The sequence below is a fragment of the Micromonospora sp. CNB394 genome (assembly GCF_000374985.1).
In the GTDB taxonomy this organism is placed as follows: Bacteria; Actinomycetota; Actinomycetes; order Mycobacteriales; family Micromonosporaceae; genus Micromonospora; species Micromonospora marina.
The window spans coordinates 35,548-52,602 of the sequence record NZ_KB895853.1 but is presented as its reverse complement, the minus strand read 5'-3'; the positions used below and the strand labels follow the sequence as shown (position 1 = coordinate 52,602).

The window sequence follows — 17,055 nt, the reverse complement described above, 5'->3', positions numbered from 1 at the left end:
GGAACCGATCCAACGGAGGCGCAATGACACCCGAACTACAGCAACTGCTCGACCGGGCACAGGCTTTCGAGCAGTCGATGCGGGACGCGCAGGACACCCTGGCCAGATCGGTCGTCACCGGACGGTCCGCCGACGGCGCGGTGACCATGGTGGTCAGCGGCCTCGGCAGACTCCAGGCCGTCCGCGTCGATCCGGACGTGTTCGACCGGCGGGACCCCGAAGCTTTGCAGGACGCGATCGCGCAGGCGGTTCGTGCCGCCGCCGCGTCCGCCGGCGCCCTCGCCGAGCAGAAGCTCGGTCCGGTCGAGATCACCCTGCACTGAGCAGGTCGGCGCGGACCGGGCCGCCGGCCGGGTCGATGCCGTATTCGGTGAGCCTGCGCCGCAGCCGGCGCAGATCCCACCGGGCACCGAGCAGGGTGTACAGCTCGGCCGCCTCGCCGCCGGTCCGGGCCGCCGCATGCGGCTGGCGGCTCGCCGCGAGCAGCACCGCCGCGTCCTCCAGTGCGGCACCGAGTTCGGTGACCCGGCCGGTCCTGCGGTAGCGGGCCGCCGCGGTGAGGACGGGGGCCGGGTCTCCGGTCACCAACGCCCGGCAGCGCGCCACCGCCGCATGCGCCCGCGCCGGGCGGACCTCTCTGGCGGCCTCGTCGGCGCAGACGGCCACCGCCCGCTCGGCCATCTCGACCCGGCCCGTGGCGAGCGCGAGCCGGGTAAGGGCCGGCAGCCACTGGTGGCGCAGCAGCATCGGGGCGTACCCGGACATCAGTAACGGCTCCAGCACCGCCAGCGCGTCGGCCGGTCGGCCGTCGCGCTCGGCGACGGTCGCGTGGGCCGCCAGCAGGAAGTCGCGGCACTCCCGCTCGGCGTCACTGGACGGAAGGACCTCGGCCGACTCCAGGTGCGCCCGGGCCAGTTCCGGCTCGTCCCGGCGGGCGGCGACGAGCGCGGCCACACCGTGCAGCAGCATGGCGACCGCGGCCGGCTCCCGGGTACCCAGGAACGTGATCCCCGGGGCGTCGTCGGTGACGGAGTTGACCTCGGTCAACGTGTCGTCCCACCGACCGCGCCAGTAGTGCTGGACGGCGGTGGCGACCTGCAGGCTGCGCGGCAGCCGGTGCCGGATCGCATAGCGGGTGGCCGCCCGCAGGGTCTGTTCGGCTTCGTCCAACCGGTCCAGGTTCTGCAACGTGAACACCCGGTTGTCGAGCAGGTGGAAGTACATGCCGGCGAACGCCGGGCGGCCGACCAGCAGGTCCAGCGCCTGGTCGAGGTAGTGCAGCGCCTGTTCGTGGTCACGCCGGACGGAGTTGGTCAGCCACCTGGTCTGAAGGGCGAGTGCCGCCTCGTACGGTTGGCCCGCGGCGATCGCCTCGCCGTGCAGCGCCCCGGCGGTGCGGTCCGCCTGGTCGAGGTCGTCCAGCGGCCCCTGGCGGATCTGTGCCAGCAGCATCCGGTGCCGGGTACGCCAGAGCTCCGGGACGGACCTGTCGGCCATCGCGTCGGTGAGGATGCCGATCGCGGTGCCGGCGTCCCCGCGTCGGTTCAGCATCGTGGCGAGCAGGTGCCGCATCTCGGCCCGGTCAGCCGGATCGACTGCCGAACGGGCGGCCTCACGGGCCTCGTCCAGCGGCCAACCGGCGTGCCGGAAGTCCAGCCTGACCAGCCCGACCAGGAGCTGTGCGCGTTGTGGTGGCGTGGGCAGTCCGCTGTCCAGTGCCCGACGCAGCAGGTCGGTGGCGACGCGGGGAGCCTGCCGGGCCAACTCGGCGAGGTGGGCGACCAGCCAGGTGACCACCCAGTTGTCGAGTACCACCGGCCGCGCGGCCAGTTGTTCGGCGACCCGGCTCACCGGGCTGCCGTGCCGGTGCAGCGCCTCGGCGGCCTGCCGGTGCAGCGCCGGCCGGTCCGCAACCGGGATCTGCTCGACGAGCGCCTGACGCAGGAACCCGTGCCGGAACGCCAGGTCGCGGTCGACGGCCACGACGACACCGGCGGCCAGCGCCTCCTCCAGACCGGACACCACATCCACGGCGGCGCGACCGGTCACCGCGACCAGGTCGCCGACGGCGAAACCGGCGCCGAGCAGGGCGGCTGCCCGCAGCACCTGCCGGGTGTCGGGAGCCAGCACCTCGACCGTGGTGCACATGGCCCTGACCAGTGAGTCCGGTGCGGACACCGCGACGGTGTCCGGGATGTCGGCCAGGCCCCCGTCGACGCGTACGACGTCGCTACGCAGCAGCGCCTCGGTCATCTCCCGGGCGCACAGCGGGTTGCCGCCGCTGGCCGGCACCACCGCGGCCAAATTCGGCCCGAGCGGAGCGCCGGCCTGGCTGATCACCAGTTGTTCGACCGCCTCCGGCGGCAGGGGACCCAGCTGGAGCACCAGCCCGCCGCCGGCCTGCACGCGGCGTCGCACCTCGGCCAGCTCCCGGTGTCGCGGGTGGGGCCGGGCCGCCGCGACCAGCAGCAGCGGCAACCGCCGAGTGACCGCGACCAGCTGGCTCCACACCCGTACGGTGGCCGCGTCGGCCCATTGGAGGTCGTCCACGACCAGTACCAGCGGGGCGGTCGCGCAGGCCCGCCGGAGGTACGCCAGCACCTGCTCGCTCCCGGGCACGCGAGCGGCCGGGTCGGCTTCGTCGGTCTCGTCGGTCCCGTCGGCCTCCGGCCCGGCCGCGGGCACCGTGACCCGGTACCGCCCCGACGCGAGGTCGAGCCGCAAAGCCCGGGCCAACACCGCCAAAGGTGCGCGCAGGCCCGGTCCGGCGGCGACGCCCCAGGCGAGCTGGCAGCCCCGCTCACCGGCGTCGGTGAACGCGGCGGCGAGCAGTTCGCTCTTGCCGATGCCCGGTTCGCCCTCGACCCAGACCGCTGCACCCTGCCCGTCGGTGACCGCCCGGAGCTTGTCGCGTAGCCGGCTCAACTCGCCGTCCCGCCCGGTGAACCGGTGGCCGGCGGGCCGGTCGCGCAGCGCCTGGAACACCTGCGGGGGCAGTACCACGGGGAGCCGGCGCGGCGTGACCGGCTGCGGTGCGGCGGCGGTGCGCAGTTGCTCGTACCGGGCGGTGAAGGCGGGACGCGGCTCGGCGCCCAGCTCGTCGCGGAGGGTACGTCGGGCCGTGTGGTAGACCTCCAACGCCTCGGCCCGCCGACCGGCCCGGTCCAGGGCGAGCATCAGCAGCTCGTGCAGCGGCTCGTGCAGCGGATGGTCGCGGACCAGCCCGGTCAACTCGGCCACCACCGACTCGTCGCCCAACTCGCAGAGCAGTCGGGCCCGCTGCTCGACTGCGTCGAGCCGTTGCTGGGCGAGCCGGGCCCGCTCCACCTCGAACCGGTGACCGGTAAGCCCTGCGTACGCCTCACCGTGCCACAGCCGCAGCGCGTCGTCGAGCAGGCTGCCGGCGACCGTCGGCTCCCGGTCGCCGGTGTCGCTCGCCTGGGCGCAGAGTGCGGTGAACCGGAAGCTGTCCAGCTCACCGGGGAGCAGCCGCAGGACGTACCCGGACGGTCCGGAGAGGATCAGGTCGTCGCCGAGGTTGCGCCGGAGACCCGAGACGTACGTGTAGAGGTTGCCGGTCGCGGTCGGTGGTGGCGAGCCGTCCCAGACGCCGCTGATCAGGTCGTCGCGCCCGACCGGCCGTCCGGCGGCGGTGGCGAGCAGCGCGAACACGGCGCGTTGCCGGGCCGGCCCGAGGGCGAGTTCACGCGCGCCGCGCCACGCCCGGACCGGGCCCAGGACACTGACCCGCAGCCGGTCGTCCGGGGCGGGCCCGCCGACGCCGCCGTCTGTCGGCCTGGCGGCGGGGGATGAGGCGCGGCTCACCGCAGGACGGGAATCTGCCCGCCGACGAGCGCCGAGCGCGACATGCGCGGTGCGGTCGGATCACCAGGCAGGTGCGGACGGATCCGAGTGAGCAGGTCCTTGAGCCGGCCGGTCCAGTGTGGTGGGAGCCGGTGTTCCCGTAGCGCCGACCATGCGATGTCGGCGGCGGCCTCGAACTCGCCGCGCTGCTCGTACGAGCGGGCTGCCACCCAGCGCATCTCCCCTTCGAGATCGAGGTCGGTGGTGCGGGCGGCGACCCAGCTGGCCGCTGCCACGGCGTTACGCTCCTGCTCCAGCAGCAACCGGGCCAGCCAGGCGGTCAGTGACAGCCGCCGGGCAGGCTCGAGGTCGGCCTGGGTGCGGGCCCGGTCCAGGGCGGCGATCGCGATCCGCGGTGCCCGCTCGGCCAGCAGCTCGATGTGCCCGGCCAGCCATTCGCCGGTGGCCCGGTCGAGCGGTACCTCCCCGGCGAGCAGCTGCGCGGCGACCCGTTCGGGCGGCGCGCCGCAGGCGGCGAGTCGTTCGGCGAAGGACCGGTGCAGGGTGCCCCGCAGGGCGGCGGGTGTGCACTCGTAGAGGGCCCGGGCGACGATCGGGTGCCGGAACTCCAACCGGTCACCGCCGTGGGCGAGGATTCCGGCCGCCAGTGCCGGCCCGAGCGTGCGGAGCAGGTCACCGCGCGACCGATCGGTGACCGCGGACAGTTCGGCCAGGGTGCAGCCCACCGGCTCGGTCCCCGCTGCCGTCAGCCCGTACCCGGCGAGCAGGGCGACCGTCCGAAGCCGGTGGCGGACCTGCTCGGGCAGCGGCGCGAGATGCGGGTCGACCGCGGCGGCCAGGTCGACGTCGCCCGGCACGGCGGCGGCGAGGTGCCGCAGATAGTAGGGGCTGCCTGCGGCGTCGTGGAGGATCCGTGCCAGCCGCTGTGGGTCGGGCGGCTCGCCGGCGGCGGCCCGGACCAGTGCGGCCGCCGCGTCGCTGCCGAGCGGCGCCAACTCGATGCGCTCGTGGGCGGGCACCGACTCGGTACCGGTCGCACCGGTGCGGGCGGCGGCCACCAGCAGCAGCGGGAGCCGGCGGGCCTGCGCGCCGAGCATCGCCCAGACCCGCAGCGTGAGGGGATCGGCCCACGGGAGATCGTCGACGACCAGGACGAGAGGTGCGGCGGTGACGGCCCGGCGGATCACCTCGACCGCCCGGTCCGCCACCTCCGCGTCCGAGCCGGTGGCATCGAGGCCGGCGAGCTGCGCGACCAGAGCCACCCCGGTCGGCTCGCCGGCCAGGGCGGACCCGAGGCACTCCAGCAGGACGCCGAGCGGCCTACGCTGGGCGACCTCGTCACCGACCGCCCAGCCGGTGCGGGCGGCACCCCGCAGTGCCGCCGCGAGCAGGGCCGACTTGCCGATGCCGGCGGCGCCTTCGACGCGGATGCTGGCACCGTGACCCGCGGCGGCTCCGGCGGCGGCCCGGCGCAACCGCCGCACCTCGTCGCGCCGGCCGACCAGGACGGGACGCTCGGGAGGGCCGGTCCTCGCCGGTCCGGGTCCGGGGCGGGCCGTCGCAGCGGCGGCGTGCGTATGCGCCGCCTCGACACCAGGTGCGGTGACCTGGAGCGGAACGGCCAGCGTGGCCCGTACGCTCTCCCGGGCCGGGTGGGTCGCCGCCAGTTCGCGCAGGACCCGGAGCGCCTCGTCGTGGCGGCCGGCGACGGTCAGCAGATCGGCGTACCGCTGGCGGGTGGCGAGTCGCAGTTCGGCCAGGCGGCGCCGCTGTGCCTCGACGAACGGGCCCGGCACGCCGGCCAGCGCCACACCGCGCCACAGCCGCAGTGCGGACTCCACGGCGGCCAGTTCGGCGACGGGGTCACCGGCGGCCCGGTGCGCGCGGGCCGACTCCCGCAGCGCCTCGAACCGGACCACGTCGACCGAATCCGCGGCTACGTGCAGCTGGTAGGTCCCGCCGCCCGAGGTGAGCAGTCGACCGCCCGTCCACCGGTCACGGCCCGGCTCCAGCAGGTGCCGCAGGGTTGAGATGTAGGTGTAGACGTTGCCGGTGGCGCTGGCCGGGGGGTCGTCGCCCCAGACCGCGGCGACCAGCCGATCGCGGCTGACGGCCCGGCCGGCGTGCAGGGCGAGCACGCAGAGCACCGCGATGCGACGGCCGGACCCCAGTGGACGCTCCACTCCGTCCCGCCGGATCTGGACCGGTCCCAGGAGCCGGAGATCCAACCGACCGGGCTCGGCGGAAACGCCGTACTCATCAGACACTGCTACCTCGTCGCTCCGGCTTGCACGCTCCCATTTCTAGTGGCGGCTGTCCTGGTCTGCCACCGAATGGCCGGGATGTAAGGAACCTGTCGTGCAATGTTCGCCGGCCGGAAGCCTGGGGCGACCGGGATCCGGGGCAACCCGAGGCGGAGGCGAGGGCAGCGATTGTCTCGGCGGGTTCCCAACGGACCGACCGGCCTGGTGGACTCGACCGGTGGTGGCCTACCCCGATGCTTCGACCAGCCCGTTCGCGGGCGAACTATTCCGGACGCTCGCCGAGGAGGGCCGACTGGTCCTCGACGCGGGCCGGGCCGACGAGGCCATCGCCGATCTGGAACGCGTCCTGACGGAGGTCCGTGCCCGGCTGCGCGTCATCCAGAGGTGGCGGCAGGCGCCCACTCCGCGGATCGGTCAGCTTCCCGCGGAGCCCGCGGCGGAGTTGGTCGACGCCGTCTTCGCCGACCAACTCGCTCCCGGCTGGTGGGAGACGGTCGCCGAGGAGATCCCGAAGTACATCGAGGCGCTGCGCCGGGCGCGCCGACCCCCACCACCGACCGGACCGCTGCACTGACCGTCGTCGGGGCGTGAAGGTTTTCTGAAGACCGTCCGCCCAGACTGTCGCGGCGTCCCCACGACACGCGGAGGTATTCAGTGGAACGAGTTCGGGTGGTCCTGCAGGCGTCGGATCCGCTCAGTCACGCGGGACTCGCCAGCTTCCTGCAGGCCGGCCAGGAGATCATCCTGTTGCCCGCGGAGGAGCGGGCGGAGGCCGATGTCCTCATCTACGCCAGCGCCCGGCTGACCTCGAGCGCGGTGGCGCTGCTACGCCGCTGGACACTGGAGACCCGTCTGCCGGTCGTCCTGGTGATTGACGAGATCAACGAAGGTGAGCTGCTCACCGCGGTGGAGAACCGGGTGGTGGCGGTCCTGCCCCGCGCGGCGGTCAGCGGAGAACGGCTCGCGCACAGCGTGCTGGCCGCCGCCAGCGGGGGCGGGGTGCTACCGTCCAGCATGGTCGGCGAGCTGCTCAAGCACGTCGAGCGACTGCAGCGCGAGGTGTTCGCTCCCAACGGGCTCAACGCGGCTGGTCTCACCCCGCGTGAGGTGGACGTACTGCGGCTGATGGCCGACGGGCTGGACACCCAGGAGATCGCCGGGGAGCTCTGCTACTCGGAGCGGACCGTCAAGAATGTGATCTACGGTCTGACTCACCGGCTCAAGCTGCGTAACCGGTCGCACGCGGTAGCGTACGCATTCCGTTCCGGAATGATCTGAACCTGATGGTGCGATCAGGGCCGGCGGTCGGGCGGCACGTCGTCGGCAGCGCCCTCGTGCTGCACGCCCGCGACCGGATCAGCGCCGAGGCGCGGTCACTCGCCCTGGGTATGGCCGGCGACGCCGACCACGACATCGTCCTGCTCGACCTGCACGACGCGCTGCCGGTCGGGATCTGGGAAACCGTGGCCCGCGAACTGCCACGCCGTCGCCGCGGAATCCGGCTGGTCGTCTGCGGCGCGGCGCCGGACGTGACGGCCCTGGCCGGTCAGTGGCTCGCCGACCGGCTCCGACGTCCGGTGGTGGCGCCGCACGGGCACCTCGTCGCGGGCGCGGCCGGTGTGCTGTTCGTCCACGCCGGGCGGGACAGCGGCTGGGTACGTCACCGTCCGGGCCGGAGCCCGGTCTGGACGGGCAAGCGGCACCCGCGTCCCGAGTGGGACGGTGCCGCCAGCGCGTACCTGTCGACCAGCGCGTACCGCGTGGTGGAGCCGCTACCCGGCGGGGTGTGGCTGCGGGACACCCGTGACGCCCCGGGCGTGACCAGGCACTGGCGGCGACTGGCGGTGAGCGTGCCCTGCCAGCCGCAGGTGCTCACCGTGGTGCTGGGCTGCCCGGAGACCGCGCCACTGCCGCTGGACGACGTCGCCCGGTTCTGGCGCCGGCTGCCCGCCGCCGCTCGTCGGCAGACGCGGTTCGTCGCCTACGGGCCGGTCCGGCTACCGGCCGGTGCGCCGCTGGGCCAGGCACTCGCCGACACGCTGGACACACCGGTCGTCTGCTACTCAGGGCTGCCGGTGGGCGACCCGGAGCATCCCCGGATCCACACCGTTCCCGTCGACGGCGGCCCCGGTTGGCAGGTCCACGCCCGCGAACTGGGCTACCGACCCCGGCCGTGGCCGTGGCCGGGCACCGCGGCCTGCCTGCCGCACATCGTCAGCCACCGGACACCGGAGGCGCTCGGCGAGGTGGTCGCCCCCCGGGTCCACCGCTACACCGACGATGCGGTGGTGGAGATCCTCCAGTCCGGCCTCTGGGTGCGCCCGCCCGAGGCACCCAGGCACGGAGCCCGCGTCCGGGCCCGCCTGGCCGATCCCGACGTGCACACCGTCGTGGTCGACGACGCGGACCCGGCGTTGGTGCCCCGGCTGCGGGAACTCGCCGACGACCTGGTGGCCCGCCTGGACGCCGCCACCCGGGCGCGCAGCGTGCTGCACCTCGCCTCCGGGATCACAGCCACCGCCGGCCCGGCGAGCGTATCGGCCGACCGCCCGGCGGCGGGCAACGTCACCTACCGGTTCACCGCCTTCGACCTGGGTCTGGACGTGCCGCTCCGGCCGCCGACGGAGGCGCCGCCAACCGCCTTACGTCCCGCCGGCCCGGTGCCGGTCGGCACCGGGCCGGTCGCCTTCCCACCTGTGAGCGCCGTGCCGGCCACTTCGGTACCGGTCTGCGGGCCGGCAGCCGAACCACTGTCGATCCAGTCTCCGCCCGACCCGGAAGCCCGGGCGACGCCCGGCCCCGACCTGCAGGAGGTTGACCGGGTGTGGCTGCGTCACGTGCCGACCGACCAGGCCGCCGCGGCAGCCGAGGAGGTGCCCGGAACCCTCGGCGAGGAACCGCACGCTGCGGCCGGCACGGCGGCGGTACGGCTCTATCTGTCGCCGGCCGGCGCCGGCCTCGACGCGGCGCTGCGCTCGGGCCGACCCGGCCAGCGGATCAGCTTCGCCCGGTGCGTGGCCGCCGGTCTGGACCGTCTGCCGGTCCACCGCGGCCCCGCCCTGCTGCGCGCCGACCTGACCGTGGACCGGCTACGCGCGGTCGCCGCCCACCGGACGCTCACCGACCGGGGTTTCACCAATGCCGTGGTCGAGGCCGTCGCGTTGCCCGGCACGGTCGACGTACTGATCTGGTCGGTTGGCGGTCGCCTCACACGGATGCTGGAACCGGCCAACGGCGTACCCGTCCGTGTGCTGTTCCGGCCCGGAACCACGTTCAAGGTGCTGGCTGCCGTCGACCCGGCACCGGACCGGCCTGGCCGGTTGTTCCTCCGCGAACTGATCGCGGACGAGCCGGACCGCGACCACGTGCCGTTCGACAGCCTGGCGCTGACCTCGCTGCGGCAGTCGATCCCGCAGTTGACGGCCACCCGGCACGACGCCACGCTCGATGCGGCCGACCTGGGTAGGTTCGGTGCCATTCCCGGCGTCCGCTGATCCCGTCGCTGTCGACGGTCGGGTGACCGACGGGTCGGCGTAGCTGCAGTCTCTGGAACAAGGCACTGAGAGGGACGGTGTTTCCGCAGGCCCGTGCCACAGAGTGGGCGGCGGGCGGCATGCGGTGACGTCTCCCGACGGTGAGCGGTCCCGGGCGGGTTGCCCGGGACCGCTCACGGCCTGGCTGCCCGGGGGCCGAAGCCCCCGGGCAGCGTGTCTCACGAGTGCGTGACGGTGAGCTTGTAGATGCTGGTCTGGCCGTAGTTGCTGCTGCTGCACGGCGAAGACTTGGAGCAGTTCGCCTGCGTGTAGGCGCCGGCCTTGAAGTATGCGCCGGAGAAGCTCTTGGTGATGGTGGTCTGCAACTGCCCGTTGTAGTAGGCCTTCACCTGCCCACCGCTGACCACGAACTTCGCCTCGAAACGAGTTCCCAGCTTGTAGTCGCTGGTGACCAACTTGTAATTGCTGTCATCACCGTTCGTCACGTAGAGGTTGGTGCCCTCGAGACGGAAGACAGTGATGTCGTCGCCGCCGTCGTGAATCTGCGCGCCCACCAGATGCGGCTTCACCTGCGGCAATGCGTCGAATGCGAGTTCCGCCACCATCGTGTGCGTACCCGAGGTCGACGACCAGCTCGCCTGGCTCGACCCGTTGTTCGCCATCTCCCGCAGCTCAGAACGCGGGTAGCTCGAACCACTCGTGGTCACACCGTTGACCGGAGCCTGGAACTGCACCGACGCACAGTCCGCCGACGCCACGAACGAAGGCGAAACCGTGTACCCCTTCAGGGCAGGCTGCTTGATCTCGGTGGGGCTGCTACCCGACCCCGTCGGCAGCGTCACCTTCCAGTTCGTCAGATCAAGCACATCCGACGGACTCGCGCAGTCGGTCCCGGTGCCACCGCTGCCGCTACCGGGTTCGGTGCCGGTGTCACCGCTACCGGGTTCGGTGCCGGTGTCGCCGTCGGCTGCGTAGACCGCTGCCTCGCTGATGCTGTTCCAGTTGTTCTCGGAATTGCCGAAGCCTACGACCTGCACGTAGCGGGCGGCACGATCGGTGAAGTCATAGACCTCGAAATCCGTCGTCTTTCCGCTGCTCTCACGCCGAGCGACCACCGTCTGCCACGACTTCGCGTCGGCAGACGCCTGTACCAGGAACGTGCTCTTCCGCTGATCACCCCGATGCCAGGCGATCCCGATCGAAGCGACCTTCGCGCTGGACCCCAGGTCGTACCGGATCCACGCGCCGTCACCCTTGCCCGACCAGCGAGTCGACAAATCACCGTCCACCGTGTTGGCCGGCACATTACCGTCGTGCGTGCTGGCAGTCATGGAGGAGACTGGTACGCCGGTCGTCGCCTGGGCGGGCAGCGTGACCGCCGCGGCGCCAACGACCACCAACGCCACTGGAATACCCAGCAGGATCTTTCGTTGCATCAGCTTCCCTAAGGGGATGTCATTACTGACATGGACAGGATTGCACTAGTGCGAGACAAAGGCTAAGCCGCATCTCCTGCGCCCGCAAGGAGAGGTTCCAGTCCATGCGGAAAGGATTGGGCAACGCGAACTTAAATCTGTCTTTGAAGTGTATTAGGTATCATCGGCGGGTCAGTGCACCGTCACAGAACGCTGTTACTCGGCATGTCGCACGTCACACCGGGCCATTTTCTCGTGGAGTATTGCGTCTCGTCTCGACGTGACGTGACGCCGGACGAGGGCGGCTCCCGTGACGGAGTCGACTCGAATAGCGGCGCAGCGGTCAGCGCGGATCGGCTCCCGAAATTCTTCCGGCGCTGGGCCGCTGACGCCGTACCGGGTGAAGTCGACTGGATCGAGCGGTGAAGACGCGCGGACCGAACCCGCGGTCGGCGTATCGCGCGAGGATGGGGAGGCTTTGCGGATGGGGCGGCCGGATCGGAGTAATCGTCTTTATCGATGAATTCGCGGAGCCCGTAGAGGGCGCTCATCTTGTTGGTGACCGCGTCGTCCAGATCTGCGGCGAGCCTGTGTTCGAACCGTGGCCGCGACCTTCTACCAGGACGGATGCCAGCGGGGTCGTCACCCGGCTCCGGCCAGGCGTAGGTCGGCGAGGAGCCGGTCGAGCAGCCGCTCCTCCATCACCGCTCGGCCGGTCTGCCGCATCGACTCGCCGAGCGGATGGTCCCAGGGTGTTTCGGTGGGCGTACCGAGCAGGGCGGTGCCGGTGCCCGCCGCCGGCAGGTAGTCGGCGGCGGTCATCCGCCACGGGACCGCGCCCGGGTACCGCTGGAGAGCCGCCGCGGTCAGTCGTACGCCGACCCAGTCGAAGTCGTTGCGCCAGCGGATCACTGCTCGGTGAGCGGTGCCCAGCAGTGTGTGAACGGCGACCGACGGCACTCCTTCGGTGCAGATCAGCGGTGGGGCCTGGGCTCCGAGCGCGGTGGTGGCCGCGCGCAGCACGGCGGGGTTCTCGCAGACGTACACCTCGTCGCAGTTCATGGTGAGCGGTGCCAGGCGCAGTTGGTGCAGGGTGACCCGGATCGGCACGCCGGCCTGCGCGGCTTCCGTCAGCCACCGCCCGACGAGCCCGCCGGTGGCCGGTGCGTTGAGCACCAGGACCTGGCTGGCGAGGTCGTCCGGGACCAGACCGACCGATTCCCACAACGCCCGTTCCCGCTCGCCGCCGACCGGGAGCGCCGTCTGTTGCCAGGCGGCGACGGCACGGAGGACGAGCCCGCGCAGCGGCCCGTCGGTGAGGGCCTTCGTGTCGTCCAGCACCCGGTCGGCGAAGACCGGAACCGGTTCGTCGGCCGCGGGCAGCGCGTCCAGGACGCGGATCACCTCCTCGAACGGCAGTCCGGTGCGGACGATGCGGGTCAGGGTGCCGTCGCGGCGCAGACCGTCGAGCCATTCGGCGTACCAGGCGGTGCCGGCGTGTCGGCCCTCGTGGGCCACGGAGAGGACGGCGTCGCGGGCCACCGCCTCGCGTTTGAGGTCGGACGGCCGGTTGCGCAGCGGGGCCGTCGTGGTGAGCACCTCGATCAGGCCGACTCCGTGCGCCGCGTGGAGGTGCTCGTCCACCGCGCTGAGTCGGACGCTGAGGCGTGCCGCCGCGGCCGAGCGGTGGGTGCCGGTGATGCCGATGATCACGAGGCGTTCGTCGTCGTCGGGGTCGGAAAGCGTCACGGTGGTGTCGAGCCGGCCACCGGTGCGTTCCAGGCTGCGCCGGGCGGCCGCCAGCAATCGCCGCCAGCCGGGCTGCTCGACGAGATCCGCCGGGCGGGCCGGCCGGTCCCGCCCGGCCGGCACCAGCGACGGGTGTGCGGCGGAGCGGTCGGGCGGCCGTTCGCCGCGCCCGTCGGTCATTCGTCGGTGAGGTCGAGCAGGACGCCGGCCCGTTCGAGTCCGCCACGACCACCGGGGGCGCGGCGGGTCTCCGGGGAGCCGAGGGCTCGGGCCAGGGTTCCGTCGAAGTCGGCGATGTTTGTCGTGCCGTCCCAGACCAGCAGCACGGTGGAGACGGCGTGTTCCACGGCGGAGTGGGACAGGTCGTAGTGGGCGGCGCCGCTGACCGCCGGGTGGGTGGCCCAGAGGTCGTAGCCGGTCATGAACAGGTCCAGGTCGAACTGTTTCGCCAGGGCCATCAGCTCACCCCGGCCGGTGTCGTCCACGCCGGCGAATGCCTCGTCGAGGCCGAGCAGTCGGGGTGCGTCGGGTCGGGCCGAGCCGAACAGCGCGTTGGCGGCGGCGAACAGCGGCAGGTGCAGGGAGACCGACTGTTCGCCACCGGAGAGCTGGCTGTGTCGGGCCCGGGTCAGTGCCTCCGTGTCGCCGCCGGGCCGGTGCAGGGTGAACGCGAACGTGCGCCACTGCCGGTAGTCGAGGACGTCGCCGAGCAGTTCGCGGTAGGGCTGTTCGGGCGCGGCGGCCCGCGCCGTCTTGATCCGGGCGGCGAAGTGCCGGCGCATGGTGGTGAGCTGGGCCGGGCCGAGCCGGGCCGGATCACGTTCGAGCAGTTTGCACACGTCGCGTTGCTCGGTGTCGAGGTCGTCGGCGAGCCGCCAGCCGACGCCGACAGTGAGCCCCGAGGACATCCGGCGGGCCCGCATCTGGCTGTCCATCGCGGCCACCAGGTCGCGGGCCTCGATGGTGCGGTGGTGGATCTGCCGGGCGAGTTGCCCGAGGAGGGCGTCCTCCAGCACCCGCTGCTCGGAGTCGGTGAGTAGTTGCTCCTGGTCGCGGCGCTCGCGGGCGATCCGCTCGGCGAAGTGCGCGACCGGGGTGAGGCCCTGTTCGTCGGCGACCCGGACCACGATGACCCCGTCGTCGGTGTCCCACTCGGGTCGGTGGTCGAGGCCGGCGGCGGGTAGCTGCGCCTGCAGGTCGGTCAGCGCGGTGGTGAGCCGGGTGGCGCTCTGCTTGAGTGACGTCTCGGTGGGGCTCAGTTCCCGGGTGGCGGCGAGGATCGCCTCGTGCAGGGCCGCCACCTGTGGATGCAGTTCGTCGTCCGGGGTCTGCGTCGGCCAGCGCAGCTCGGTGGGGCAGCGCAGCAGGCCGAGCAGGTCCGGTTGGGCGTACGGGCGCAGCCGCTGGGCGTCGTGCTGCGCCTCGGCGACGGCGACGACCAGTGCCTGCTCACCCAGCTCCACCCGGGTCAGCGCGGCGGCCCGCCGCTCCCGGGCGGCGCCGAGCGAGGTGCGAGCCTGCTCGACGGCCCGCTCCGCCTCCACGATCGCGTCGGCGGTCCGGGCCACGTCGGCCAGCACCCGTTCCGCGTCGGCGCCCACGCTGTCGCGCAACGTCCGGTACGCCTCTGCCTTCTCCTGGTGCCGTGCACGGGCCGTGCGTGCGGTCTCCGTCGCGGCGGTGAGTCGGTCGACTGCCTCGTCGTGCCGCTGCCGGGCCTGATCCTCCTGCTCGGCGGCACGCGCGGCGGCTGTCCGTGCGCCCTCCAGGCGTACCCCACCCCGCTCGAAGCGGCTCACCGCTTCGGCGGTGTCGTCGAGCCGGTCGACCGGCAGCGACCGCTCTGCCGCGCTCCGGCGCAGCGCGGCCACGGCGGTGGCCCGCTCGGCCAGGGCCTGGTCGAGGCGGGCTGCGGCGGAGGCGCTGGCCTCCTGCCGGGCGCGCAGCGTCGCGGCGGCCCGGTCCAGCTCGCGCAGCGCCGTGTGGACCGGTGCGGTCGCCGGCAGGTGCGCGGCGGCCGCGTCCACCGCCGCCAGTAGCGCCGCGACGGACGCGCGGTCGCGGTCGACCGCGTGGAGGTCGGCATCGATGACGGCCAGCGCCTGCTCGCACTCGGTGACCCGGGCGGCACGGCGGGCGGCCCGGGCGGTGGCGCCGATGTACTCGCAGGAGGTCTTGGCGAAGCGGCCGGCGGCGATGCCCTGGGCGTACCGGCCGTCCACGCCGATGGTGACCGGCGAGGTGCCGGGCGCGGTGATGTCGGCCAGCGCCACCGAGGTGAGTACCTCGGTGATCCGCGCGGCGGGCACGTCGTCCTGTTCCTCAGGGGTCAGCACGTCGGCGAGGGTGGCCCCGGTGGGCCGCCGGTGCGGCGGCAGCGGCAGCAGGTAGGCGTCCAGGTCGTCGCCGGCCAGCGCGGTCGCCGCGGTCCCGGGGTCGGGATGCAGCCAGGCGTCCAGCAGCCCGGCCGCGTCCAGCGCCGCCTCGACGGACGCCGCGTCCGCGCCGGTCACCCCGTCGGCGAACCGGACCAGCCGCCACAGCGGTGCGCCAGGTCGGCCGGCGCGTCGCGCCGGCCGGGTCACCGGCACGGGTGGCGCGTCGTCGTGTTCGGCGGCGATCCGGTCCCGTTCGGCGGCCACCTCGGCCCGCCGGTCGGACAGCGCCGCCCGCTGCGCCGCCAGCGCCGCGAGCCGGTCCCGCCGCTGACCCACCGCGGTGGCCGTGGCGTCGGCGTACACCTCGCGCAGGGTCCGCGCGCCCGGCTCACCGGTGGTGTCCACGGCGGCACTCAGCCCGGCGGCCAGGTCCGGGCGCGCGAGGTCGGCCAGCAGCCCGGCGTTGCCCTGCGCCCACCGCTCGATCTCGGCGCGCAGGCGGGCGCGGGCCTGAGCGACGGCGTCCTCGGCGCGCCGCTCGGCCTGCTCGGCGTCGTCGGCGGCGGAAGCGGCACCGGCCGCGTCGGCGGCGGCCCGGGCGTGGTCCCGGTCGGCCTGGTCGTGCCGCGCCACCTGCGCTCGCAACGCGCGTACGTCGTCGCGGCGGGCGGCGGCCCGCGCGGTGATCCGGGCCGCCAGGTCGTCCGGAGCGGCATCTTCGGCGCGCCAGGCGATCCCGGCCGCCTCGGCGTCGAGCAGGAGATCGGCGGCGAGCCGGTCGGCCGCCGTCCGCGTGTCCCGGGCCGCGACCGTCGCCCGTTCCGATTCGGTACGCCGCCGCGCCACCGCATCCTCCTCGGCGGCGACGGCCTCGTCGGCCCGCCCGGCTGCCTCAGCCAGGTCGTGCACGTGCCGTTGCAGGTCGGCGAGCTGCTCGTGGGACTGGTAGGCCGCCGATGCCTTCAGGCTGTCCAGGTGGGCGCGGAGCCGGCCGGGCTCGCCCTCGACGGCCCGTAGCCGCTCACCCGCCGCGGACTCCGCCTCGGCCGCCGCCTCGGCCGTGGCACGGGCGTCGCCCAGTGCGGTCGACCGGGTGGTGACCGCGTCGCGGCGGGCGGTCAGGGCATCGGCGGCCGCCCGCGCGTGGGTCCGCAGGTAGGTGGAGTAGACCGTCAGGAACGCGGCGGTGGCGCCGTCCGCCGCCGCCAGCCCTTCAAGGGTACGGGCGACCGCCTCCATGTCGTCGAACGAGCGGGCGGCCTCCACCAGCAGGTGGTCCTCGACCGGGCGCAGCCCTCGTTGCAGCGTGCGGGACAACTCGACCGGGTTGAGGTCCTTGGCCAGCTGCGGCTTGCGCAGGGTCAGCACCAGGTCCAGCAGTTGCTCGTAGCGGGCCGGGCCGAGGCCGAACAGCCGGGCGTCGACGAGCTGACGGTAGTCCTCCGCCGAGTCCCGCACCGCGTCGGCGCCCAGCCGGTCGATCAGGTCGCGGCGGGTCAGTGGCCGGTCGTCGGCGTCCAGCAGGGAGAAGTCCACCCCGACCCGGCCGTCGACCACGAAGTGCCAGCGGGTGACCCGGTCGACGTGCCGGTGCGCCCGCAACCCGATGCCGACGGTCACGTAATGCGTGCCGTCGCCGAACTCCATCCACACGTACGCGTGGGTGACCTCCTGCCCCCGGTAGAGCAGGTTCGACTTCATCGTCCGGTCCTCGCTGGCGAACGGATTGAGCCGGCGCGGTTCGATCCGCCCGTCGAGGACGAACGGGAACAGCACCTCCAGCGCCTTCGTCTTGCCGGAGCCGTTGGGCCCACGCAGCACCAGCCACCCGTCGACGAAGCTGAACTCCTCGTCCCGGTAGTCCCACAGGTTGATGATCCCGGCCCGGGTCGGGGCGAACCGGTGGACGGCGCGTTGCTCGATCACGATC

General features: G+C 73.4%; 9 protein-coding genes. 4 read left to right on the top strand and 5 right to left on the bottom strand.

Features of this window, described 5'->3' with window-relative positions:
• The first annotated feature begins 23 nt into the window (after nt 1-23).
• Nucleotides 24-323, top strand: coding sequence for a YbaB/EbfC family nucleoid-associated protein (locus tag C569_RS0124155; RefSeq protein ID WP_018788316.1), 300 nt, complete (start codon nt 24-26; stop codon nt 321-323).
• On the opposite strand, the gene C569_RS0124150 is transcribed toward C569_RS0124155, so the two are convergent.
• The gene (locus tag C569_RS0124150) at nt 310-3,753 is read right to left on the bottom strand and encodes a BTAD domain-containing putative transcriptional regulator (protein ID WP_026268585.1); all 3,444 of its coding nucleotides are present in this window, start codon (nt 3,751-3,753) and stop codon (nt 310-312) included. The two genes, C569_RS0124155 and C569_RS0124150, sit on opposite strands and share 14 nt — an antisense overlap.
• A 68-nt stretch (nt 3,754-3,821) precedes the next feature.
• A complete protein-coding gene (locus C569_RS0124145; protein ID WP_018788314.1) occupies nt 3,822-6,053 on the bottom strand; it encodes a BTAD domain-containing putative transcriptional regulator in 2,232 nt (743 codons plus the stop codon).
• 253 nt (nt 6,054-6,306) lie between these two features.
• Here C569_RS0124145 and C569_RS0124140 point away from each other — a divergent pair, with 253 nt between their 5' ends.
• The 3 genes from C569_RS0124140 to C569_RS30955 all read left to right on the top strand — a co-directional run bounded on the left by C569_RS0124140 (nt 6,307) and on the right by C569_RS30955 (nt 9,583).
• Nucleotides 6,307-6,663, top strand: coding sequence for a hypothetical protein (locus C569_RS0124140; protein WP_018788313.1), 357 nt, complete (start codon nt 6,307-6,309; stop codon nt 6,661-6,663).
• A 167-nt stretch (nt 6,664-6,830) separates the two neighbouring features.
• A complete protein-coding gene (locus C569_RS0124135; RefSeq protein WP_369754014.1) occupies nt 6,831-7,367 on the top strand; it encodes a response regulator transcription factor in 537 nt (178 codons plus the stop codon).
• A gap of 5 nt (nt 7,368-7,372) precedes the next feature.
• Nucleotides 7,373-9,583 carry a hypothetical protein gene (locus tag C569_RS30955; protein ID WP_036346787.1) on the top strand — a complete coding sequence of 737 codons (2,211 nt, stop codon included), beginning with the start codon at nt 7,373-7,375 and terminating at the stop codon, nt 9,581-9,583.
• A 218-nt stretch (nt 9,584-9,801) separates the two neighbouring features.
• On the opposite strand, the gene C569_RS34535 is transcribed toward C569_RS30955, so the two are convergent.
• The 3 genes from C569_RS34535 to C569_RS0124115 all read right to left on the bottom strand — a co-directional run bounded on the left by C569_RS34535 (nt 9,802) and on the right by C569_RS0124115 (nt 17,051).
• Nucleotides 9,802-11,019, bottom strand: a complete 1,218-nt coding sequence (locus C569_RS34535; RefSeq protein ID WP_036346786.1) for a polysaccharide lyase family 7 protein — start codon at nt 11,017-11,019, stop codon at nt 9,802-9,804.
• A gap of 621 nt (nt 11,020-11,640) precedes the next feature.
• Nucleotides 11,641-12,927: a DUF2399 domain-containing protein gene (locus C569_RS0124120; protein ID WP_018788310.1), complete on the bottom strand. Its 1,287-nt coding sequence runs from the start codon at nt 12,925-12,927 to the stop codon at nt 11,641-11,643.
• A complete protein-coding gene (locus tag C569_RS0124115) occupies nt 12,924-17,051 on the bottom strand; it encodes a TIGR02680 family protein (RefSeq protein ID WP_018788309.1) in 4,128 nt (1,375 codons plus the stop codon). The genes C569_RS0124120 and C569_RS0124115 overlap by 4 nt, the downstream gene beginning before the upstream one ends.
• Nucleotides 17,052-17,055 lie beyond the last annotated feature (4 nt).

Coding starts and splice junctions, on each gene's coding strand:
- C569_RS30955 (WP_036346787.1), top strand. CDS start 7,373: ATGGTGCGATCAGGGCCGGCGGTCGGGCGGCACGTCGTCGGCAGCGCC.
- C569_RS0124120 (WP_018788310.1), bottom strand. CDS start 12,927: ATGACCGACGGGCGCGGCGAACGGCCGCCCGACCGCTCCGCCGCACAC.
- C569_RS34535 (WP_036346786.1), bottom strand. CDS start 11,019: ATGCAACGAAAGATCCTGCTGGGTATTCCAGTGGCGTTGGTGGTCGTT.
- C569_RS0124155 (WP_018788316.1), top strand. CDS start 24: ATGACACCCGAACTACAGCAACTGCTCGACCGGGCACAGGCTTTCGAG.